Below are 22,991 nucleotides of genomic sequence, written 5' to 3' on the forward strand. Positions count from 1 at the left end.
TCCGGTTTATGTAACAAAACCCATGATTAATGTCCTTATAATCGCACAGTAATCATCCCGAGCGATGCCTCATGGAACAACTTCTTGCCGCTGTGGACCTGGGCTCCAACAGCTTTCGTTTATCCATTGGACGAGTGGTTCAGCACAACGGTCATGCCCAGATCTACACCATTGACCGACTGAATGAATCCGTCCGACTCGCCGCTGGCATGGGTCCCGACAAATACATCAGTCCCGATGCCATTGAACGCGCCGTAGTCATTCTGAAACGCTTCAACGAACGTCTGGCCGGTTTTCACCCCAATCGCGTTCGCGCTGTGGCCACCAATACCTTTCGGGTGGCACGCAATTTAAGCGAGGTTCTGCCGGCTGCCGAGGCGGCCTTTGGCTTTCCTATCGAGGTCATCTCCGGCCACGAGGAAGCCCGCCTGATTTTCTCGGGGATCAGCAACGAGCTGCCCCCCTCCCCCAATCGCCGTCTAATGATCGACATCGGCGGCGGTTCGACCGAAGTCATTATTGGCAAGGGCCTCAAACCTCTGCTGCTGTCTTCGCTCTACATGGGCTGTGTCAGCTATACCGACAAGTTTTTCTCCGATGGCGTGATCACCGAAGAGCGCATGAGCAATGCGATCCTGACGGCTCGTCGCGAACTGGAAGGAATTACGCGCCAATACCGCAAAACGGGCTGGCAGGAAGCGTATGGCTCCTCCGGAACCGCCAAGGGTCTGATCGCCATCCTGCAAGAGAACGGCATGTCCAAAAAGGGGATCACCCTGGAAGGCATGGAATTGCTGCGCAAACGCCTGGTACACGATGGCAAGGTGGACACACGCAATCTGAGCGGCATCAAGCCTCACCGCGCGCCCGTGCTGGCGGCAGGTCTGGCCATTATGATGGCCGCCTTCCAGGAGCTGAAGATTCGCCAGATGCTGCCTGGTGAAGGCGCACTGCGTGTGGGTGTGCTCTACGACATGCTGGGGCGCGAATCGGAACACGATCAGCGTGACCAGACCGTTCAGCAAATGATGAAACGCTATCAGGTCGACACACGCCAGGCCCATCGTGTGCACGACGCGGCGATGAAGTTCTTCGCACAACTGAAGCTGCCCGACACCCCTGAAGTGCAGGAACTGCAGCGTCAATTGGGCTGGGCCGCCGATCTTCATGAAGTGGGCCTGAGCATTGCACATGCGGATTACCACAAGCACACGGCCTACGTGCTGGAACATGCCGATATGCCCGGTTTTTCCAACGACGACCAAGCCTTGTTGAGCTTCCTGAGCCTGGGTCATCAGGGCAAGCTGGGCAAGCTCAAGCGCTTTGAGTCCAATAACGCCTGGTGGCTGACATTGCTGAGCCTGCGTCTGGCCGTCATGCTGATGCGCCGTCGCGAGGACAGGGAAACCTTGCCGCTGAGCCTGCAAGCGCGTGGCAAAACCGTCATGATTCATCTGGATCACGAATGGATGGCCAGCCATCCCCTGTCCCAGGCCTCCTTGCTGGCTGAAGTACAGGCTTGGCAAAGCGATATCAATGATTTGAGCCTGGAGCTGGTCTGACAAGGCCTGCTGGACGTGTAGCGGCCAGGTGGGCCTGTTGAAAAACACTCCACCCAGCTTACAGCCCCGATAGCCTTGCTGACAGGCCCGTTGATTGGAGTATGGCGACACTAGCTGGCCGAGCCGCTCATTGACAGCGCCAAAGCCTGCCAAGCCCGAGCCAAGCAGATCATCAGAACCTAAAAAACCCCCGAAAGTTGGATAGCCATCCAACTTTCGGGGGTTCTTTTTATTCGCAGGCCCTATTCAGGCCCGACTTGGTCAGGCCTGAGCAATACGCAATCAGACCAGGCCAAAGTGACGTTTATAGCGCTCGTCCATGGCTTCCAGATCCAGCAGGACAGGAAAGTCTGCCGTATTGAAGTCCGGATCCCAGGCAGGCTCACCACAAATCGTGGCACCCAGCTTCAGGTAGCCTTTGATCAGCGGTGGAATGCGCGCTGGCAAATCGCTGTTCAGTCGTTCAACCGGATAGCGATTCAAGGGCTGCACATGCGGAATGTGCTTGTTGTCCTGCATGGACTTCTGGGCCACACGCCAGACTTCGGCGGCGGTGACGCCATCGTCACGCAAACTGACACTGGCACAACCCAGAAGGTAACGGTAACCGCCTACACGCGTCAGGGCAGCAATGCCACCCCACAGCATCATGATGGCCGAGCCATTACGGTAGTCGGGATGGATGCAGGAGCGCCCAACCTCAACCAGGCTGGGGCGCAGCGCATCCAGGGCGCTGATATCGAATTCGGACTCTGAGTAATAGCCGCCCGCTTTATTGGCATTTTCAGGGGTCAGCAAGCGGTAGGTTCCTACAACCCGGTTTTCCTCGGGTTCGGTAACCATGAAATGCTCGCACCAGGGGTCGAAGCGGTCTATATCCAGACCATTGTGCTGGTCTGGAAAGACGGCGTTCATTTCCTGGGTGAAAACCTGAAAACGCAAGCGCTGAAGGCATTCAAGCTCAGCCTGGGTACGAGCCAGGCGCAAGGCCAGGCCTCCAACGGTATGACCTGCCCAAGTATTCGCCCAATCCACTTCAGTACGTTCGCGCTCAAGATTTAGCATCGTGATGACTCCAAACACTTTCGTGCATCATGCACAAACAATGTTTCAGGTATTTGATAGCCACATTACTATTTCATTAAATCCACTGCAAGCAAGGTATCGATGCCTGCTTGAGCCAGATCGGCTTGTTCTGCTTCCACCATCAAGCGCAGCTTGGGTTCTGTACCTGATGCACGAATAAGCACTCGCCCACGGTCACCCAACATTTGCTCCACTTCACGGGTTGCCTGTTGCAAACCCACATGGTTTTTCCAGTCCTGGCCCGCTTGCAATGGCACGTTAACCATAATTTGCGGGTACATCTTCAGGCCTTCCATCAGTTCTGGCAGGCTCTTGCCGCTATGGCACAGGGCGGTCAGCACTTGCAAGGCGGCAATAATACCATCGCCTGTGGTGTGCCAGTCCAGGCACAGCAGGTGACCGGAGCTTTCGCCACCGAACACCCAGCCGTTTTGCTGCATCAATTCCAGCACGTAACGGTCGCCCACTTTGGCGCGGGCAAACTCCACGCCCAATTCCTGCATTTTCTTCTCGAAACCCAGGTTGGTCATCAGCGTGCCGACCACACCTTTTACAGGCTGGGTCTGCAGATGATCAGCAACAATTAGATACAATAGTTCGTCGCCATTGTAGATGCGCCCCTGGGAATCGACCATTTGCAGACGGTCTGCGTCACCATCCAACGCAATCCCCAAATCTGCGCCGTGCTTGCGTACTTCTTCGGCCAGCTTCTCGGGATAAGTCGCGCCCACTTCCTGATTGATGTTGAACCCATCAGGCTGAACACCCACGGCAACCACTTCGGCACCCAATTCGCGGAACACGTGCGGAGCGATGTTGTAAGCCGCGCCATGAGCGGCATCCACAACAATCTTGAGCCCATTCAGGTTCAAGTCGTTCGGGAAGGCACTCTTGCAAAATTCAATATAACGGCCAGCCGAGTCAGCCAGACGACGGGCGCGGCCCAGGGACTCGGACTTCACCCAGTGCATGGGCTGGTCAATGGCTTGCTCGATTTTCAGCTCGATCTCGTCAGGCAGCTTGGTGCCCTGTGCGGAAAAGAACTTGATACCGTTGTCGTAATACGGGTTGTGCGAGGCAGAGATCACGATACCGGCCGTCAGGCGCAGCGTACGCGTCAAATAGGCCACAGCGGGCGTAGGCACAGGGCCAGCCAGCAATACATCGATCCCGGCGGCCGACAAACCGGCTTCCAGCGCCGATTCCAGCATGTAGCCAGAAATACGGGTGTCCTTGCCAATCACCACGGTGGGGCGGCCTGTACCTTCATACTGGGCAGCCAGAACCTGCCCGGCAGCGTAACCCAGGCGCAAAGCGAACTCGGGGTTAATCGTTGGGCCACCTACTTCACCGCGGACACCATCGGTGCCGAAATACTTACGATCGCTCATTCAGAGACTCCACATTCAACCGCGTTCCACACATCCAGCGCTTCGCGCGTGGCGGCTACATCATGGACACGGACAATTTTTGCGCCCCGTGCCACGCAGGCAAGGGCTGCCGATAGACTGCCAATCAAACGCTCACTGGCGGGTTTCCCCGTGACATGGCCAATCATGGATTTGCGCGACAAGCCGATCAACCAGGGGTAACCAGGCACTGCCGCCTGCTGCAAATCCCGTAGCAACTGATAATTATGTGCCGCTGTTTTACCGAAGCCAAAGCCGGGATCCAGCATGATACGCTCGGATTGAATGCCTGCGCTCACTATGGCGTCACATCGTTGTTGCAAAAAATGACGTACATCAACGACCACATCATCGTAGTGAACCTGCTCTTGCATGGTCCGGGGCTCACCTTGCATGTGCATGATGCACAGACCGCAATTGGAGTCCTTGACGGCCTCGATGGCACCGGGCATGCGCAAGGCATAGATGTCATTGATCATGTCTGCACCGGCCGCCAGGCTGGCGCGCATGACCTCAGGCTTGAACGTATCCACCGACAAGGCCACACCGCTGTCGCGCAAGCCCTCGATCAGAGGGATGACACGCTCAAGCTCTTGTTCCAGGGAAACGGGTTCGGCACCGGGACGAGTCGACTCGCCACCAATATCCAGAATGTCTGCGCCTTCGGCGATTAATTGACGGGCGTGGTCCAGCGCCCGAGGCAAATCATTGTGTGCGTTGCCGTCATAAAAGGAGTCTGGGGTGACATTCACAATCCCCATAACCAAAGGGCGCTCCAGCCCAAACTGGAAGCGCCCACAAGACCACTCAGGGTAATTCATGAAATAGGCATGGCCTATGTTGTAAGTTAAGCAACCGGCGTTGTCGCCGCGGCACCCTTGTCATCGGCTGGGCGAGGACCAGCGGCTGGTGGCGTGGAGCCATCGGAGGGTGTGTTGTCATTGCTGTTGGGCACGTGTGGAGCCCGTGGTGGCAAACCTTTCATGATGTCGTCGATCTGGTCGGCATCAATGGTTTCCCACTCCAGCAAGGCCTTGGCCATGGCATGCATCTTGTCCATATTGTCTTCGATCAGCTTGCGGGCAACCGCGTACTGCTCGTCGATAATCTTGCGGATTTCGAAGTCCACTTTCTGCATGGTGGCTTCGGACACATGGGTGGTTTTGGTGACGCTGCGACCCAGGAACACTTCGCCTTCGTTCTCGGCGTACACAACAGGCCCCAGGGAGTCTGTCATGCCGTAGCGAGTCACGATGTCACGCGCAATTTGCGTGGCACGTTCAAAGTCGTTCGATGCGCCCGTGGTCATTTGATTCATGAACACTTCTTCAGCGATACGACCACCGAACAGCACGGCAATCATGTTCAACAGGCGCTCTTTGTCCATGCTGTAGCGATCGCCTTCCGGCAACTGCATGGTGACACCCAAAGCACGACCACGAGGAATGATGGTGACTTTGTGAACCGGGTCCGTCTTGGGCAGCATGCAAGCTACCAAGGCGTGACCGGCTTCGTGGTAAGCGGTGTTGCGACGCTCTTCCTCGGGCATGATCATGGTGCGACGTTCTGCACCCATGATGATCTTGTCCTTGGCGCGCTCGAAGTCCTGCATATCCACGGTGCGACCATTACGGCGCGCGGCGAACAAAGCGGCTTCGTTGACCAGGTTGGCCAGATCAGCACCGGAGAAACCGGGAGTACCACGAGCCAGCACCACGGCGTCCACGTTGGGAGCCAAAGGCACTTTGCGCATGTGCACTTTCAGAATCTGCTCACGACCACGGATGTCAGGCAGGCCAACAACCACTTGACGGTCAAAACGGCCAGGACGCAGCAAAGCGGGGTCCAGTACGTCAGGACGGTTGGTTGCAGCAATGACCAGTACGCCTTGGCCGGTTTCAAAACCGTCCATCTCGACCAGCAACTGGTTCAGTGTCTGTTCACGTTCGTCGTTACCACCGCCCAGGCCTGCGCCACGCTGGCGGCCCACGGCGTCAATTTCGTCGATAAAGATGATGCAAGGCGATTGCTTCTTGGCGGTCTCGAACATATCGCGAACACGGGAAGCACCCACACCCACAAACATTTCCACGAAGTCGGAACCGGAAATGCTGAAGAAAGGCACTTTGGCTTCGCCTGCAATGGCACGAGCCAACAGGGTCTTACCTGTACCTGGCGAGCCAACCATCAGGATACCGCGTGGAATGCGGCCACCCAGACGCTGGAAGCGGCTTGGGTCGCGCAGAAAGTCCACCAGTTCCTGTACGTCTTCCTTGGCTTCGTCGCAACCGGCCACGTCCGCAAAGGTAACAGGGTTGGAGTTCTCGTCCAGCAAACGTGCACGGGATTTACCGAAGCTGAATGCCCCGCCCTTGCCGCCACCTTGCATCTGACGCATGAAGAACACCCACACGCCAATCAGGAGCAGCATGGGGAACCAGGAGATGAACAGGCTGGTCAGGAAGGAAGGCTCTTCACGGGCTTTACCCGATACCTGCACACCGGATTTCACCAGTTCAGGCACCATCCACAGGTCACCGGGGGACGTCAGCGAGTAGCTGCGGCCAGAATCCGGCGTGACATGCAGGGTATCGCCCTGAATATCCACCTTGCTGATGCGGCCGGAGCGGGCATCATTCATGAATTGTGTGTAAGTGACGCCATCAGTGGCTGGTGGCCGGCCGTCAAACTGCTTGAAAACAGTAAACAGCACCAGCGCAATAACCATCCAGATCGCGACTTTGGAAAACGAATTGTTCAAAGCCAATCTCCTGCGATTGCGATAACTTGCTCCATATGCTTACACATACCTGAACAAGCGCCATACATAGTTCATTCTACCCGATTCAAAGCCCGGCAAGTCATAAATTACCTGCGCTTCAAGCCACGGGCAACGAGAAAGGTTTCGGAGGATTTATCACGCGAAGCCTTGGGTTTACGCTCGACGACTCTGACAAAATTCTGCTTGAAAGACTCCACGATCTGGGAAAACCCGCTGCCGTGGAAGGCTTTGACGATCAGTACCCCTTCATCGGTCAGATGCTGCAGGGCAAATTCCTGTGCCAGCTCGCATAAATGCTGGATGCGGGCGGAATCGGCCGATGCCACACCAGACAAGTTGGGGGCCATATCCGAAATCACAAGGTCTACCGCCGCACCTTTTAAGGAATCTTGCAATTGCTCCAGTACAGAGTCCTCGCGAAAGTCGCCTTGCATGAACTCTACCCCGGCAATTGGTTCCATTTCCAATATATCCAGTGCGATAATGCGACCATTGAGCACACCGCCAGGGCCGACCATGCGTTCCCGTATCAATTGCGACCAGCTGCCCGGCGTAGACCCCAGGTCCACCACCACCTTGCCCTGAACCTGAATCTTCTCCAGATCCAATATTTCACTGAGCTTGAAGGCCGCACGCGCGCGATACCCTTTTTGTTGCGCCAATTTGACGTAGGGGTCATTTATATGCTGCTGAACCCACTCTTTAGAGAATTTTTTCTTGGCCATTCCCGTACAATCTCTTTATGCCAAAACTCAACCTTACACCTCATGAGCGCAGCGAACTTCGTGCTGCTGCTCACGCTCTGCGCCCAGTTGTCCTGATTGGAGACAATGGCCTGACCGACGCCGTGATCAAGGAAATCACCGTCCACCTGCAGGCTCACCAGCTCATCAAGATCCGTGTGGCCGGTGATGACCGTCAGGCTCGTCTGACCATGTTAGAACAAATCTGCGATGCGCTCGATGCTGCCCCTATTCATCATCTGGGCAAAATCCTGACTATCTACAGACCCAATATCGAACGCCCCCCTGTTTTGGGAGCGCCTGTTGAAAAACCTACCCGTGCGGTACGCAAGCCTTCGGAGCCTTACACGCCCAAAAAGCTGGCCGCTTCCGGTGTTCAGCGTACGCGCAAGACGGAACGTGCTCGCCGTGCTGAAATGCAAGCTGAACGCAGCAGCACCCAGGAGAAGAAAGCCTCGGCCGCACCACGCAGTGTTCAAAAGTTCTCGGCAGTCAAACCTGCTGCCGCGCCCCGTAGCAATACCAACCGTCCTGGCAGTGCCATGTCCTTGCGGGCAGGTGCTCGTCGCGGACTGGGCGGTTCGGGCAAACGCTAAACTGCCGTAAATTATAAGGCCCCCGCACAATGTGCAGGGGCCTTTCTTTTGCGTGCTCGAATCAACAGCAGGGCAAGCCTGCTGTCAGAAGCAAGGTCAAACGTAACTGATCGACAGGATTTCGTATTCACGAATACCGGCGGGCGCCTTGACCTCGACCACATCACCTTCGCTCTTGCCGATCAGGGCACGAGCCACAGGGCTGGAGATGGAGATCTTGTTGGCACGGATATCGGCCTCGACGTCACCCACAATCTGGTAAGTCACGGTGTTGCCGGACTCCAGGTCCTCGATTTCAACCGTAGCACCAAATACGATGCGGCCATCCGCCTGCAGCGCGGCCGGTTCGATAATCTGGGCATTGGACAAAGTGCCTTCCAATTCGGCAATCCGACCCTCGATAAAGCCTTGGCGCTCGCGCGCGGCATCATACTCGGCGTTCTCGGACAAATCGCCTTGTGCTCGCGCTTCGGCGATGGCGTTAATTACATCCGGGCGTTCCACCGTCTTGAGGCGGTGTAATTCGACTTGCAAACGTTGTGCGCCCTGCGCAGTCAATGGGATCGCAGACATAGTATTCCTGCTCAACAAGTAAAAGACGCTCCGTAGCAGGAGCGCCTGGAAGATAGGGGGATAACGATGATGGGGCAAACAATCAAACAGGTTGAATCGGCCGACTTGAAAGTCCTGCTGACCCTACAGCGTACATTCAAACACACTGCTCAAGCCAAACCTGCCGGCTGCCCCAATATGGCTTTTCCGACACAGAGAAATTCTGCGGCAGAAAAAAACCCCGCGAAGAACCGGGGTGTGAGATCTATTGTCGGCAAACTGCCTGAAAATAGCAAGCCCCTGAAACCCCTGTGTAAAAAAACAGAAGCTCAAGGGCCACGGGTTTAGAGCAGGCTATGTCAAGACTGGCGACAGGCTGAGGGCCAAACTAGTCAGAGCCAGGCCAGTCTTGATTCGCCTTGGGCCGACTACACCATATTCTGGCGACGGCCTCGCAACAAAGCGTGCAGCAAAATAGCACCAAAGGTGGCGCAGCCAATGCCGTCCAGACGAATTACGCCAAACTGCAAGGAGAAGTTACCAGCCCCCAGAATCAGGGTGACGGCTGCCACCAGCAAATTGCGGTTATCGCTGAAATCCACCTGGTTCACCACCCAGATACGGGCGCCGGCAATAGCGATCAAACCAAACACCACGATGGACATGCCACCGAGTACAGGGCCAGGAATGGACTGGATCACGGCACCGAACTTGGGCGAAAAGCCCAGGAAAATCGCGATCACGGCAGCAAAGGCAAACACCAGCGTCGAGTAGATACGGGTAGCGGCCATCACGCCGATATTCTCAGCATAAGTCGTCACACCAGTGCCGCCTACGGAGCCGGACAGCATGGTCGCCACGCCATCACCCACGAAAGCACGACCCAGATAACCGTCCAGATCCTGACCGGTCATGGCGCTAACCGCCTTGATGTGACCCAGGTTCTCGGCCACCAGAATAATGGCCACCGGCACAATCACGGTCATGGCATGAGCCTGGAACACAGGCGCAGAAAAGCTGGGCAGACCCAGCCAGGCGGCTTCAGCAACCGGCGCAAAGTTGATTGGGGTGCCGTAGCCCATCACATTGGTGAAAACCCAATACAACACGCAAGCCAGAGCCAAACCCACCAGAATCAGCAAGCGCTGAGCCACCCCACGGGTGTAGACCGCAATACCACCCACGCACAACACGGTCATCAAGGCCATCATGGAATCGAAGGTGCCGCTACCCATCGCGCCCTTGGCCGCAATAGGAGCCAGGTTCAGGCCAATCACCGCCACAATCGAGCCGGTAACAACCGGAGGCATCCAATGGTTGATCAAACGCGCTGCCCCACCCTGGGTACGGGCATTGAACACCCAGACCAGAACACCGATCAGCGTATAGACCAGACCACAGATAATAATGGCCCCCAAGGCCACGCCAATATTGGGATTCGGGCCGCTACCGGCATAGCCGGTAACCGCAATCACACCGCCAATAAATGCAAAACTGGAACCCAGGTAGCTGGGAACCCGGCCACCGACAAAAACAAAGAAAATCAGCGTACCAATACCGGACATCAAGATGGCCAGATTGGGATCAAAGCCCATCAACAAGGGGGCCAGAATGGTGGAGCCGAACATGGCCACCACGTGCTGCGCACCCATGGCAATGTTTTGCGGCGTGGCTAGACATTCGTCGGGCTGCACAACCGCACCGGGTTCGCTGCCGGACACTCGGCGCCAACGCGGGAAGTAAGACTGAGACATAAAGGGTTCCAGAAAAGGAATAAAGAAATACAGCGCAATTCGTCAGACGGTCGCGCAGTGCTCCCTGAGGCACTGGCTGATTCGTTGAGGCATGATTTTAAACGTGAAAGACTCAACAAGGCACCTGAAAATAAGGCAGTACGCGGTAAACCCCAACATGGATCCAGCCAATACAGGTTTCAAACTGCCTTTTGACGTCGATGCTCGCGCTATATGCGGTATATACCCCCTCTATCTGCCTGTGCTTGACTGGCCCATTACAATAGACAATCAGCCTGCCTTTGGCAGTCCGATTCCCTAGCAGAGTGATTACGCCAGCATGAGTACGTCTATTTGTCTGATCCGCCATGGTGAAACCGCCTGGAACGCCGTACGCCGTTTACAGGGCTGGCAGGATATAGAGCTGAACGAGACCGGCCGCGAACAGGCCCGTGCCCTGCAAAGTTACCTGAGCTCCCCGGCGTTTCACATGCCTGTGGATGCCGTCATCAGCAGTGATCTGCAACGCGCCTCGGAAACTGCGGCAATTGCCTGTCAGCATTGGGATATTGAAATCCAGCAAGTCCAGGGACTGCGCGAACGCGGCTTTGGCAAGCTGGAAGGCCAGGCCTGGGATGCGGCAGGCCGCCATGGGCCGGATCAGCCCGACGATACCGTCGATATCGATTACGCCGTAGAGGGCGGCGAATCACTGCGTCAGTTTCAAACACGGGTTCTGAGCTGCTTTGAGGCGCTGGCGCAGGACAATGCGGGCAAAAACCTGCTGATCTTTGCCCATGGCGGTGTCATTGATATGGTTTGGCGCAAGCTGAACCAGCAGGCGCTGAATGCCAAGCGCACTCACGCAATTCTGAATACCAGCCTGAACTTCTTCAGCATTGATGCGGACTTGAACTGGACCTGTACGCAGTGGGGGCAGTTGCCACATCTGAATACGGCACTGGACGAGCAAGTCTAAGCCATACATAGCCATGATCAGGCAGGTACCCGCAGATCGGATTAGCTGCAGCGTTCGATAAACCAGCCTGAGACTTGTGCGGAGTCCTGTCCGCCTGACTCACCTCATCAGTTCCTGACAGTGTCTCCAGCGCCACACCCGCAACCTTCATCCTTACGATAGCGACGGCCCTATACCAGGAAGAGCCACAGGCACTATTGCGGTTGCGGTTGCGGTTGCGGCCATAAGCATAGCCCCCCTTCCAACCACGATGAGGCCAACAAGGACTTCAAAAATCAGCTACAGGGGGAATGATCAGTTTTTTTTGTTAAGTCGCGGCTTGCGCGGCGCCTGACGAGCCAAGCGGTCATACAGCCAATTAGGCAAAAGACGCATCAGGCGAGAGACAACTCCCATCTGCCACGGAATGACTCGATAGGACACGCCCTGCTCGATGGTCTTGCGAGCTTTGCGGGCAAAGTCCTCAGCAGGCATCAGAAACGGCATGGAGTAAGGATTCTGTGCCGTCATGGCCGTGCGAATATAACCGGGCGTAATGGTGACAACAGAGACACCGTACAGCGACAGCTCCAGCCGCAAGCTTTCGCAGTAGGCAATGACAGCCGCCTTGGAGCTGCTATAAGCCCCCGCACCGGGCAGACCACGAATACCCGCCACGCTGGCAATACCCACCAAGGTTCCCTTCCCCGCCGCTTTCATGGTGCCGATAAAAGGCTCGAAGGTCGCCACCATGGCCAGAAGGTTTGTATCCACAATGGCTTTGAAGACGGCAAAATCCTCGGTTTCTTCCGTCAAGGTGCCAGCGCTGATCCCCGCACTGGCAATGACCACATCAATTTTCTGCCCTGTGAACCGCAAAAAGTCCTGGGCCGCTTGATGCAAGGCGTCTCTGTCACGTACATCCGCCACATAGATACGGTGCACACCGGGCAAGCTCTCAGCCAGCGCCTGGAGTTCTTCCTGACGCCGGCCCAGCAAACCCAGGCAAGTACCTTGAGCGGCGTATTCCTGGGCCAGCGCTTTGCCCAGACCGCTGCTGGCACCCGTGATAAAGACGGTTTGCATCTTTGCCTGCTTTTTACAGGAAGATCAGGGCAGCAATGCCCAGCACCAGCAACCACTTGAGGATGTAGTACAGGGTTTCGTTCTTTTTCTTGATCGCCTTGCCGAAACGACGCACTGCATAAACCGTACCGAAAATACGGTTGATACCACCCGTGCGGTCGCCTTCCTGGTTAGGAGCGGCAGCGGCGCGCAGCAAGAAACCACCTACTGCGTGATTGATCGCCTGTGCCCAACGGTAACGCATGGGGCGCTCTACGTCCGCAAACAAGATAATGCGGTTCTGATCCGTTTTGTTCTCGGCGTAGTGAATAAAGGTCTCATCAAACACCACGGCCTCGCCATCACGCCAGTGGTAGCGCTGGCCATCCACTTCGATATAACAATCCGGACTATTAGGCGTCATCAGCCCCATGTGAAAGCGCAGCGAACCCGCATAAGGGTCGCGGTGACGCGGTAAACGGGCACCGGGTGGCAAGGAGGTGAACATGGCCGCCTTGATCGAAGGAATGTCCTTGAGCAGATTGGTCGTCACCGGGCACAGTTCGCGTGCCGAAGGATGATCCGCGTCATACCACTTCAGGTAAAAACGCGTCCAGCCGGTTTTGAAGAAGGAGTTGAAACCCGCATCGTTGTACTTGTCCGAGGCCTTGATATGGCCTTCGCCAAATAGCTGCTCGGCCTCGGCACGGATTTCATCGCAGTGCTCCAGCAGCTTGTTCAGCTCGGGAAAATGTTTCAAATCCAGATACGGCTCGTTCGGTACTGCCGAAAAGCCGTACATGAAGACGTTCAGAGGAGCCGTGAAGGTGGAATGATCCAGCAACTGGCGAGAAAACCGGTGCCTGACTCGACCCCTGAAGTGCACAACAATCGTGCACACGATGAACAAGGCAAGAATGAACCATTTCACGACATGATCTCCAAAGAAGAAAACTTCTGCACTGTGCAGGCGGTGGCCTGCGTGCTGCCCCAATACGACGGCTTGGTCTTGTCTGATGCAAGAACAAAAAAAGGCGCACCACTAAGGTGCGCCTTTCCAGCCGGGTAAGACTTAGTGTTTCGCGAGCAGAGCGTGCAGCTCTTGAACCGCGTAAACTTTCAAGCCCTCACCTTGGCTCAGATACTGCAAGCCTTGAACCGCCGCCACAGCACCGGCAATGGTGGTGTAGTAGGCCAGGTTGGCAGCCAGCGCATGTGTACGGATTGTACGCGAATCAACGATGGCGTTGCGACGCTCTTCAACCGTATTGATGACCAAGGAAACTTCACCGTTCTTGATCATGTCCACAATGTGCGGACGACCTTCGGTAACCTTGTTCACCACTTGAACAGCCAGACCGGCCTGCTCGATGGCGCTGGCGGTACCGCGGGTAGCCACAACCTTGAAGCCCAGCGAGATCAGGCCACGAGCCACTTCAACCGCTTGTGGTTTGTCCTGAGCACGCACGCTGATGAAGGCCAGACCGCCCTTGGGCAGGTTCACGCTGGCAGCCATCTGCGACTTCACGAAGGCTTCGGCAAACGAGGTGCCCACGCCCATGACTTCGCCGGTTGACTTCATTTCAGGTCCCAGAATGGTATCCACACCAGGGAACTTCACGAAGGGGAACACGGCTTCTTTCACGCTGTAGTAAGACGGCGTGACTTCTTCAGTAATGCCTTGCTCGGACAGAGTCTGACCAGCCATGGCGCGAGCGGCGATCTTGGCCAGCTGCAAGCCGGTAGCCTTGGACACGAACGGCACGGTACGCGAAGCACGTGGGTTCACTTCCAGCACGTACACATCACCATCCTGAATGGCGAACTGCACGTTCATCAGGCCCTTCACGTTCAAGGCCTTGGCCATGAGTGCGGTCTGGCGCTTGATTTCAGCTACGGTTTCGTCGCTGAGCGAGTAAGGAGGCAAGCTGCAAGCGGAGTCACCGGAGTGAACACCAGCTTGTTCAATGTGTTGCATCACACCGCCCACGAAGACGCGCTCGCCATCGGCCAGGCAGTCCACGTCCACTTCGGTAGCGTTGTTCAGGAAGTGATCCAGCAGCACGGGCGAGTCATTGCTGACCTTGACCGCTTCGCGCATGTAGCGCTCCAGGTCTTGCTGCTCGTGCACAATTTCCATGGCGCGGCCACCCAGCACATAGCTTGGGCGCACCACCAGGGGGTAGCCAATTTCAGCAGCCAGAGCAATGGCTTCGCCTTCGGTACGAGCCGTACGGTTTGGCGGCTGACGCAGACCCAGCTTGGTCAGCAGCTTCTGGAAGCGCTCACGGTCTTCAGCCACGTCAATGGATTCAGGGCTGGTACCGATGATAGGTACACCGTTGGCTTCCAGAGCACGTGCCAATTTCAGCGGAGTCTGACCACCGTACTGAACGATGGTGCCCACGGGTTTTTCGATGTGAACGATTTCCAGCACGTCTTCCAGAGTCAGAGGCTCGAAGTACAGACGGTCGGAGGTGTCGTAGTCGGTAGAAACGGTTTCGGGGTTGCAGTTGACCATGATGGTTTCGTAACCATCTTCACGCAATGCCAGAGCAGCGTGCACGCAGCAGTAGTCAAACTCGATACCCTGACCAATACGGTTAGGACCACCACCCAGAACAATGATCTTCTTCTTGTCCGTAGGATTGGATTCGCACTCTTCCTCGTAGGTCGAGTACATATAGGCCGTATCGGTGGAGAATTCAGCCGCGCAGGTGTCCACACGCTTGTAGACAGGACGCACGTTCAACTGGTGACGCAGTTTGCGCACTTCCGATTCCACGGTGTCCAGCAGGAAAGCCAGACGGCGGTCGGAGAAACCACGACGCTTCAGACCGAACAAGGTGTCGCGGTCCAGATCGGCCAGCGTCTTTTGCTCCAGAGCCAGTTCGATGTCCACGATCTCTTTGATCTGGGCCAGGAACCAGGGGTCGATCTTGGTCAGGTTGTGAACTTCGTCCAGGGTCAGGCCTTGAGCGAAAGCATCGCCCACGTACCAGATACGCTCTGGGCCGGGTTCGCCCAGCTCGACCTGCAGTTTTTCGCGGTCGGTGGTTTTCTGGTTCAGACCATCCACACCCACTTCAAGGCCACGCAGGGCTTTCTGGAAGGATTCCTGGAAAGTGCGGCCAATGGCCATCACTTCGCCCACGGACTTCATCTGGGTGGTCAGGCGCGAGTCGGCCTGAGGGAATTTTTCGAAGGCGAAACGTGGCACTTTGGTAACCACGTAATCGATGGTGGGCTCGAACGAAGCGGGGGTCGCACCACCGGTGATTTCGTTCAGCAGCTCGTCCAGGGTGTAACCCACGGCCAGACGCGCAGCAATCTTGGCGATAGGGAAACCCGTGGCTTTGGAAGCCAGAGCCGAGGAACGAGACACGCGCGGGTTCATTTCGATAACGATCATGCGGCCGTTATCGGGGTTCACCGCGAACTGAACGTTCGAACCACCGGTATCCACACCGATTTCGCGCAATACGGCGATCGATGCATTACGCATGATCTGGTATTCGCGGTCGGTCAGGGTTTGGGCAGGAGCCACGGTGATGGAGTCACCGGTGTGCACACCCATGGGGTCCAGGTTTTCAATGGAGCACACAATAATGCAGTTGTCGGCGCGATCACGCACGACTTCCATTTCAAACTCTTTCCAGCCCAGCAGGGACTCTTCAATCAGCAGTTCGTTGGTTGGCGATGCTTCCAGACCACGACGGCAGATGGTTTCGAATTCTTCAGGGTTGTAGGCAATACCGCCGCCCGTACCGCCCAGCGTGAAGCTGGGGCGAATCACGACGGGGAAACCGGCGGTGCCAATTTCTTCAGCGATACGCTTTTGAACCGCCCAGGCTTCGTCCATGCTGTGAGCCACGCCGGACTTGGCGGACTCCAGACCGATGGAGGTCATGGCGTCCTTGAATTTCAGGCGGTCTTCGGCTTTTTCGATAGCAGCGGCGTTGGCACCGATCAGCTCGACACCGAATTTTTCCAGCACGCCATGCTTGGCCAGATCCAGGGCGCAGTTCAGCGCGGTTTGGCCGCCCATGGTGGGCAAGAGCGCATCGGGACGCTCTTTTTCAATGATTTTCTCGACAGCTTGCCAGGTGATGGGCTCGATGTAGGTGACGTCGGCCGTATCCGGGTCCGTCATGATGGTGGCCGGGTTGCTGTTGACCAGCACAGTCCGGTAACCCTCGGCCTTCAGGGCCTTACATGCCTGGGCTCCCGAGTAGTCGAATTCACAAGCCTGACCAATGATGATCGGGCCTGCGCCAATGATAAGAATGCTTTTTAAGTCTGAACGCTTTGGCATAGTGCGATTTATTTATTGGCCTGGTGGGCAGCCATCAGGCTGATGAATTTGTCGAACAGCGAGGCAATATCGCGCGGGCCGGGAGTGGCTTCGGGGTGACCCTGGAAGCAAAACGCGGGGCGATCTGTCAACTCGAAGCCTTGCAGGCTCTGGTCGAACAAAGAAATGTGCGTGACCTTGGCATTGGCTGGCAAGGTGGTGGCATCCACCGCAAAGCCGTGATTCTGGCTGGTGATGAACACGCGGCCGCTGGCCAGTTCCTGCACAGGGTGGTTGGCACCGTGGTGGCCGTTTTTCATCTTCAAGGTCTGAGCACCTACGGCCAGACCCAGGATCTGATGACCCAGGCAAATACCAAACACAGGCAACTTGCGCTCCAGCAAGCCCTTGCAAGCTTCGATTGCGTAATCGCAAGGCTCCGGATCGCCAGGGCCGTTGGACAGGAACACGCCATCAGGTTCGTAAGCCAGCACATCGGCCAATGGAGTTTGCGCAGGCACGACGGTGACCTTACAGCCACGGTCCGCCATCAGGCGCAGGATGTTGGCCTTGACGCCAAAGTCGTAAGCCACCACGTGGAAGCGGTCGCCTTCGGGCTTGGAGAAACCTTGGCCCAGTTCCCACGAACCTTCGGTCCAGTTGTAGGACTTGTCGGTGGTAACCACCTTGGCCAGGTCCTGACCTTTCAGGCCAGGGAAAGAGCGGGCCAGTTCCAGTGCACGTTCGGCATCATCACCCACCAGGATGCAGGCACCCATGGAGCCTTTCTCGCGCAAAATGCGAGTCAGCTTGCGGGTGTCGATACCGGAGATGGCCACAACGCCCTGAGCTTTCAGGTAGTCGGGCAAAGACTGGGTGGAGCGGAAGTTGGACAGGCGGGCGGGACAATCGCGAATGACAAGCCCGGCAGCGTGGGCTTTGGTGGATTCGGAGTCCTCTGGATTGACACCGGTATTACCGATGTGCGGATAGGTAAGCGTAACAATTTGACCGCTGTAGCTTGGGTCTGTCAGGATTTCCTGATAGCCCGTCATGGCTGTATTGAAAACGATCTCAGCAACACAGTGCCCCTCGGCACCGATTGATACCCCTTTGAATAGGGTTCCATCCGCCAGGGCTAGGACGGCACTAGTGATAGTGCGGGACTCCTCAGGAAATAAAGACGGCAGCACGTTAAAAACCCCGGATTCTGAAATTAATATTAAACCTTCTAATTATATGCTCAAACGGGGTTTTTCCGGTAGTTTATCGGTAATAACACCGAAACCAGGCACGAAAACTTGGAAAATCGACTACAGTAATTGATTGGTTTGATGGCTTTGCGATGGACTAGTAACAGACATGACTACTCAGCTTGACTCCCTGCGCCAGTGCACAACCGTAGTGGCCGACACAGGCGATTTTGAAGCGATGCGTGCGTATCGCCCTACCGATGCAACAACCAATCCTTCCCTGATCTTGAAGGCTGTCCAGCAGGCGGCCTATCGCCCCTTGCTGGACCGTGTCATCGCCGACCACCCTCACGCCAGCCTGGCTGAAACCAGCGATCTGTTGCTGGTTGCCTTTGGCCAACAAATTCTGGACATTGTTCCCGGCCGCGTCTCCACTGAAGTGGATGCCCGCCTGTCTTTTGATACCCTGGCCAGTGTCGAGCGCGCCCGCCATATCATTCAGCATTACGAAAAGGCCGGTGTGCCGCGCGAACGGGTACTGATCAAGCTGGCCAGCACCTGGGAAGGCATTCAGGCCGCCCGTACGCTGCAAGCCGAAGGCATCAACTGCAACCTGACCCTTTTGTTCTGCCTGCCGCAAGCCATCGCCTGCGCCCAGGCCAAAGTCACCCTGATCTCGCCCTTTGTGGGTCGCATCTACGACTGGTTCAAGAAAACCGCTGGCCAGGACTGGGACGAAAGCGCCAACCAGGGCGAGAACGATCCCGGCGTGCGCTCGGTCCGCAGCATTTACGAATACTACAAAACCTATGACATCCCCACGGAGATCATGGGTGCCAGCTTCCGCAATGTCGGCCAGATCAAGGCGCTGGCCGGTTGCGATCTGCTGACCATCAGCCCGGATCTGCTGGGCCAGCTGAATGCAGCCCAGGGTGAAGTCCCTGCCATGCTGGATGTGGCGCGCGCCAAGGCGGTTGCCCCCGAATGGCGTGCCAGCAATGAAATCACTTTCCGCACGGATTTGAACCAGGACGCGATGGCTACTGAAAAGCTGGCCGAAGGCATCCGTCAGTTCACCGCGGATGGCATCAAGCTGGACTCCTTGATTCAGCAAGCGCGTCAGCAGGCTTGATCACTGGCACTGCGATATAAAAAGGCTTTGCATCCTGCAAAGCCCTGAAAGAAGCCCGCTGCTTGATCAACAACTTGAGCAGCAAAAAGAATCAGCCCGGCATTGCGCCGGGCTGATTTGCTTTGAACCTTCAGGCTGCAATCAGATCTTGCTCAGATCAATACGCACCACACTTTCGCGGGCGCTGACCTTATGGTCAGGCGTGAAGGGAGCTTTCACCGTGACATACAGTTGATCGTCCGGCCCCAGCAGCAGACTGTTGGGATGAGCAAGCAAGCTGTATTCCGCCTTTTTCGCATAGCTGCCCGCATCCAGCACAGACACCTTGCCCTGCTGGCGGTGCGACACATACAGCTCGTCACGCTTGGGGTTATAGACAATATCCAGCGCATCCCCTACGTCCAGTTGCTCCAGCAGCTTGCCTGTGCTGGCATCCAGCACATAAACCGTTTTCTGATGCTGGTTTTCCGTGGCGTATAAACGGTTGCGCTTCGGGTCCAGAGCAAAGTTGAGCAAGATCGCCGGCTTGTCCCCGGCAGGTTTCCAACGCTGTTGGATCTGGTTCTTGTCCGTATCAATCACCAGCACTTCACCGTCGCCATTGCCTGCGTACATACGGCGATGATCCGTGTCCAACAACAAGCCGGTCACCCATTTGCCCGCATTCTCAATGGTGTTCAGCACTTCCATGCTGCTCGTGTCCAGCACCCAGATTACCGCCGGATTGCCTACGCCCCCTACATAAAGACGCTTATGGGCCTCATCCAGCTTCACCGTACGTGGCCCCACCTTGAAGCCATCCGTCCCCATATTGCTGAAGGCCGTACGTTTCAAACCGCCCTTTTCGCCCAGCTCCACGCGCGCAACTGCCGGGTTCAGGCTGTTCGTCATGAACAGCACATTCCCCTCGGCATTGCTGCTCAAGCCAAAATTGCTTTCATCGGTGTGAATCACACCCAGCACATCCAGAGTCTGCGGGTCCAGCTTGTAGAGCGCCCCACCCCGCACACCATCAAGCATTTCTGCCGAGGCTACATACAGGGCCTTTTCAGACGCGCTGTAAGCCATCTGATAAATCCCGTAAGCCAGTTCCTTGCGCAAGGCGCCATCGGCCGTGATCGAGCTGCGCTGCGCCAACTCTGGACTCAAGGGCTGCACAGATGGCTGGGTAGGTTGAGCATACGCGGTCACGCTCAACAGGGCCGCCGACAGAACGGACATCAGAAAACATTGTTTCAACATTTTGTTTTTCCCTTCCAGGTCCAGGTAGGGCCAGGCGGTATCGAATACAGCCGCGAAGCCCTGCCTGACGTTAACAATCAGCAAATCAGAAATTTACGGAGGCCGACAACATGAACGTGCGCCCTGCCCCGTTCGTGGCAAAGTTGCTGGAGGCCAGCCAGTAGCGCTTGTCGGTCAGGTTTTCGATATTGGCGCGGATCACCACATCCTTGCCCGCAATATCGGTGTAGTAGCGCGCACCTACATCAAAGCGGGTCATGGCGGGCAGCTTCAAGGTATTGGTGTTGTTCAGATACTGGGACGAGGTATGAATCACGCGACCATTCAGGCTCAGGCCTTGTACCCAAGGCGTATCCCAATCCAGACCCAGGTTATAGGTGCTGGCAGGTACACCCGGTGCCCGGTTGCCTTCATTCACACCGTTCTGGGTTTTGGTGAGCTTGCCTTGGGTAAAGCCAGCACTGGCCATCATGCGCAAACCTGGCATCAATTCACCGTAGGCACTCAGCTCCAGACCACGGTTGCGCTGTTCGCCAAAGTAGCCATACACATTGTTTCCATCCTCTTGCCCTGCAGGTCGGGCAATCTGCCACAGGGAGGCCGAGGTCATGATGCCACCCCAATCCACTTTCACACCCGTCTCATACTGACGGGACTTGAAAGGCTTGAGAATCTCGCCACGATTCGCGTAGGTGTCCCCAACAATCGTGCCGCGCGTCAAACCTTCGGTGAAGTTGGCGAAGACCGAGACATTCTCCATCGGCTTGACCACAATCCCCGCCAAAGGCGAGATGGAGCTGGCCTTGTAATCGGAGGTTTTTACACCTGTAGTCGTATTGAAGCTGGTGACATCCACGGTCTGACGACGCGCCCCCACCGTCAGCAAGACACGGTCATCCGCAAAGGACAAGGTATCTGCCACGGCAAAGCTGAGCAGGCCGGTACTGGACGCTTTTTGTGGCGTCAGCCGCTCTGTTGGACCTGCCGGAATAGGCACAGGATTATAGATATTGGAGTCCGCCACTTCCGTACCAGGGCTGTAGGCATTGCCCAGCTCCTGATCCATATAGCTCACTCCGAAAGCCAGCTTGTGCGCCACGCTGCCCGTGTCGAAATCCACGCTCAAACCCGCATCGCTACTTAGCGTTTTGGAGTAGGAATCATAGAAGGTGGAGATCACGCTGAAATTGCCATCCGCATCCACAGACTGACGCACATTGGGGTTACCCGGTTTCACGTTCACCGGGAAAATCTGGCGATTCTTGCCGTGACGATAGCCCACCCCGATATGCCCGGTTACCGAATCGCTGAAGTCATATTCCAGACGGGACATGATGGTGTTGTCGCGCTGGGTCAGGCGAGTGCCGGGGTAGAAATTGGTACGGCCATCCGGAGGTGCAGGCAGCTCGGTCAGATCGCTTTGAAAGCCAATTTGTGAACGGATATTTTCCAGCGTGTCTTCCTGGTGGATGACATCCGCAGACCAGCGCAAACGGGCGCCTCTATAATCCACGCCCAGGGCGGCCATGCCCAGATCCTGCTTGCCGTCGCGTGACGTGGCTTCTCCACCGCGCTTGACGCCGTTAAAGCGCACGCCCCATTCCTTGTTTTCACCGAAGCGGCGACCCACATCCAGCTGTGCCGTCACATTTGCCTGGCTGACATAACTGGCCGTCACGCGGGTCAGCGGCTCGTCCTCGGCCCGCTTGGTCACCAGATTGATCGCCCCGCCTATACTCCCTCCGGGTGGGATACCGCGCATCAAGGTGCCGGGCCCTTTCAGGACTTCCACACGCTCCAGAATCTGCACGGGCACACGGCTGGAAGACACCAGGCTATACAAGCCGTTCACGCTGACATCACCACTGCCTACCGCAAAGCCGCGAATCACAAAGTCCTCACCAAAACCGCCGGTAGAAGTCGTCGTCCGTACAGCCGCATCATTCACCACCACATCGGCCAGAGTTCTGGCCTGCTGGTCATAGAGCAATTCGGAGGTGTAGTTGGTGGTGCTAAAGGGGTTGTCCATCACATCCACGGAACCCAGCAAACCCAGGCTACCCCCTGTTGCCACTTGCCCGCCCGCATAGGCAGGCGACAAGTCGCCCAGAATCCCGCCCTTGACGGTAATGGTGGACAGCTCGGCCACCGAGGAGGCCGGGTCCGGCGTCAGGCTGATGGTATTGCCCTTGCGCTTGTACGTGATACCCGTGCCCGCCAAGAGCTGCTGCAAGGCCTGCTCAGGGGAATAGCTGCCCGACAAGGCCGGCGCCTGATGGCCATCCACCAATTCCTGAGAAAAGAAAATCTGGACCGAGGCCTGCTGCCCCAACTGCAACAAGGACTTGCTAAGGGGCTGCACAGGAAGATTGATGGAGGTGGCTTGCGCCTGCGCACGTACGTCCAGCGGCAAGGCGCTGACGGCGCAGGCCAGGCTGATTGCCAGAATCGTCAAGCGTGTATTGATCGCGGGCTTGTTGCGCCACACAGAAAAGGTCGGTGTATTCACAGTCTGACTAGGTCCAAAGAGTAGCAAGGCACGTCCAAGGCGGCCTCAAGGCAAGGTGATGGGCGCTGCCGTCTGCGACATAAAACAGCTCCCCTTACTCTATCGACGAACCAGAATCAAAACACCAGAACAAAA

At 56.5% G+C, this 22,991-nt stretch carries 17 protein-coding genes; 4 read left to right on the forward strand and 13 right to left on the reverse strand.

The window, feature by feature from the left end:
* Positions 1–71: 71 nt before the first annotated feature.
* Positions 72–1,562 carry a Ppx/GppA phosphatase family protein gene (locus tag M2Q46_RS09520; RefSeq protein WP_026485250.1) on the forward strand — a complete coding sequence of 497 codons (1,491 nt, stop codon included), beginning with the start codon at positions 72–74 and terminating at the stop codon, positions 1,560–1,562.
* A gap of 282 nt (positions 1,563–1,844) precedes the next feature.
* On the opposite strand, the gene M2Q46_RS09525 is transcribed toward M2Q46_RS09520, so the two are convergent.
* The 5 genes from M2Q46_RS09525 to M2Q46_RS09545 form a co-directional block, all read right to left on the reverse strand.
* On the reverse strand, positions 1,845–2,627 hold the full coding sequence (locus M2Q46_RS09525) for a GNAT family N-acetyltransferase (protein WP_009463097.1): 783 nt from the start codon (positions 2,625–2,627) through the stop codon (positions 1,845–1,847).
* A gap of 68 nt (positions 2,628–2,695) precedes the next feature.
* Positions 2,696–4,039 carry a phosphoglucosamine mutase gene (gene glmM / locus M2Q46_RS09530; protein ID WP_302357138.1) on the reverse strand — a complete coding sequence of 448 codons (1,344 nt, stop codon included), beginning with the start codon at positions 4,037–4,039 and terminating at the stop codon, positions 2,696–2,698.
* The gene (gene folP / locus M2Q46_RS09535) at positions 4,036–4,878 is read right to left on the reverse strand and encodes a dihydropteroate synthase (protein ID WP_031232995.1); all 843 of its coding nucleotides are present in this window, start codon (positions 4,876–4,878) and stop codon (positions 4,036–4,038) included. The genes glmM and folP overlap by 4 nt, the downstream gene beginning before the upstream one ends.
* 26 nt (positions 4,879–4,904) lie before the next feature.
* Positions 4,905–6,818 carry an ATP-dependent zinc metalloprotease FtsH gene (ftsH, locus tag M2Q46_RS09540; RefSeq protein ID WP_009463092.1) on the reverse strand — a complete coding sequence of 638 codons (1,914 nt, stop codon included), beginning with the start codon at positions 6,816–6,818 and terminating at the stop codon, positions 4,905–4,907.
* A gap of 107 nt (positions 6,819–6,925) precedes the next feature.
* On the reverse strand, positions 6,926–7,564 hold the full coding sequence (locus tag M2Q46_RS09545) for an RlmE family RNA methyltransferase (RefSeq protein ID WP_009463090.1): 639 nt from the start codon (positions 7,562–7,564) through the stop codon (positions 6,926–6,928).
* 17 nt (positions 7,565–7,581) lie between these two features.
* Here M2Q46_RS09545 and M2Q46_RS09550 point away from each other — a divergent pair, with 17 nt between their 5' ends.
* Positions 7,582–8,178 carry a YhbY family RNA-binding protein gene (locus M2Q46_RS09550; protein ID WP_026485246.1) on the forward strand — a complete coding sequence of 199 codons (597 nt, stop codon included), beginning with the start codon at positions 7,582–7,584 and terminating at the stop codon, positions 8,176–8,178.
* Between the two features lie 96 nt (positions 8,179–8,274).
* Here the strand turns inward: M2Q46_RS09550 and greA are convergent, their stop codons facing one another.
* Both greA and M2Q46_RS09560 read right to left on the reverse strand, forming a co-directional pair.
* Positions 8,275–8,751, reverse strand: a complete 477-nt coding sequence (gene greA, locus M2Q46_RS09555; RefSeq protein ID WP_022983494.1) for a transcription elongation factor GreA — start codon at positions 8,749–8,751, stop codon at positions 8,275–8,277.
* 407 nt (positions 8,752–9,158) lie between these two features.
* Positions 9,159–10,484 (reverse strand): solute carrier family 23 protein, encoded by a 1,326-nt coding sequence (locus M2Q46_RS09560; protein ID WP_035270974.1) that lies wholly within the window; start codon positions 10,482–10,484, stop codon positions 9,159–9,161.
* A 319-nt stretch (positions 10,485–10,803) separates the two neighbouring features.
* Between M2Q46_RS09560 and M2Q46_RS09565 the strand changes: the two genes are divergently transcribed.
* Positions 10,804–11,442, forward strand: coding sequence for a histidine phosphatase family protein (locus M2Q46_RS09565; protein ID WP_302357139.1), 639 nt, complete (start codon positions 10,804–10,806; stop codon positions 11,440–11,442).
* 294 nt (positions 11,443–11,736) lie between these two features.
* On the opposite strand, the gene M2Q46_RS09570 is transcribed toward M2Q46_RS09565, so the two are convergent.
* From M2Q46_RS09570 to carA, 4 genes are all read right to left on the reverse strand, one after another.
* Entirely contained in the window at positions 11,737–12,507 is a 771-nt protein-coding gene (locus M2Q46_RS09570; RefSeq protein ID WP_302357140.1) for an SDR family oxidoreductase, read from the reverse strand.
* Between the two features lie 13 nt (positions 12,508–12,520).
* A complete protein-coding gene (gene lpxO / locus M2Q46_RS09575; protein WP_026485242.1) occupies positions 12,521–13,417 on the reverse strand; it encodes a lipid A hydroxylase LpxO in 897 nt (298 codons plus the stop codon).
* Between the two features lie 141 nt (positions 13,418–13,558).
* The gene (carB, locus tag M2Q46_RS09580) at positions 13,559–16,801 is read right to left on the reverse strand and encodes a carbamoyl-phosphate synthase large subunit (RefSeq protein WP_035270977.1); all 3,243 of its coding nucleotides are present in this window, start codon (positions 16,799–16,801) and stop codon (positions 13,559–13,561) included.
* Positions 16,802–16,809: 8 nt separating this feature from the next.
* A complete protein-coding gene (gene carA / locus M2Q46_RS09585; RefSeq protein WP_256868629.1) occupies positions 16,810–17,937 on the reverse strand; it encodes a glutamine-hydrolyzing carbamoyl-phosphate synthase small subunit in 1,128 nt (375 codons plus the stop codon).
* Between the two features lie 205 nt (positions 17,938–18,142).
* Between carA and tal the strand changes: the two genes are divergently transcribed.
* Entirely contained in the window at positions 18,143–19,105 is a 963-nt protein-coding gene (gene tal / locus M2Q46_RS09590; RefSeq protein ID WP_302357141.1) for a transaldolase, read from the forward strand.
* 141 nt (positions 19,106–19,246) lie between these two features.
* On the opposite strand, the gene M2Q46_RS09595 is transcribed toward tal, so the two are convergent.
* Positions 19,247–20,347, reverse strand: coding sequence for a YncE family protein (locus M2Q46_RS09595; protein ID WP_226349561.1), 1,101 nt, complete (start codon positions 20,345–20,347; stop codon positions 19,247–19,249).
* A gap of 85 nt (positions 20,348–20,432) precedes the next feature.
* Positions 20,433–22,856, reverse strand: a complete 2,424-nt coding sequence (locus M2Q46_RS09600) for a TonB-dependent receptor (RefSeq protein ID WP_302357143.1) — start codon at positions 22,854–22,856, stop codon at positions 20,433–20,435.
* Between the last annotated feature and the right edge of the window lie 135 nt (positions 22,857–22,991).

This window comes from Alcaligenes sp. YSL9 (assembly GCF_030515105.1).
Lineage (GTDB): Bacteria > Pseudomonadota > Gammaproteobacteria > Burkholderiales > Burkholderiaceae_B > Alcaligenes > Alcaligenes phenolicus.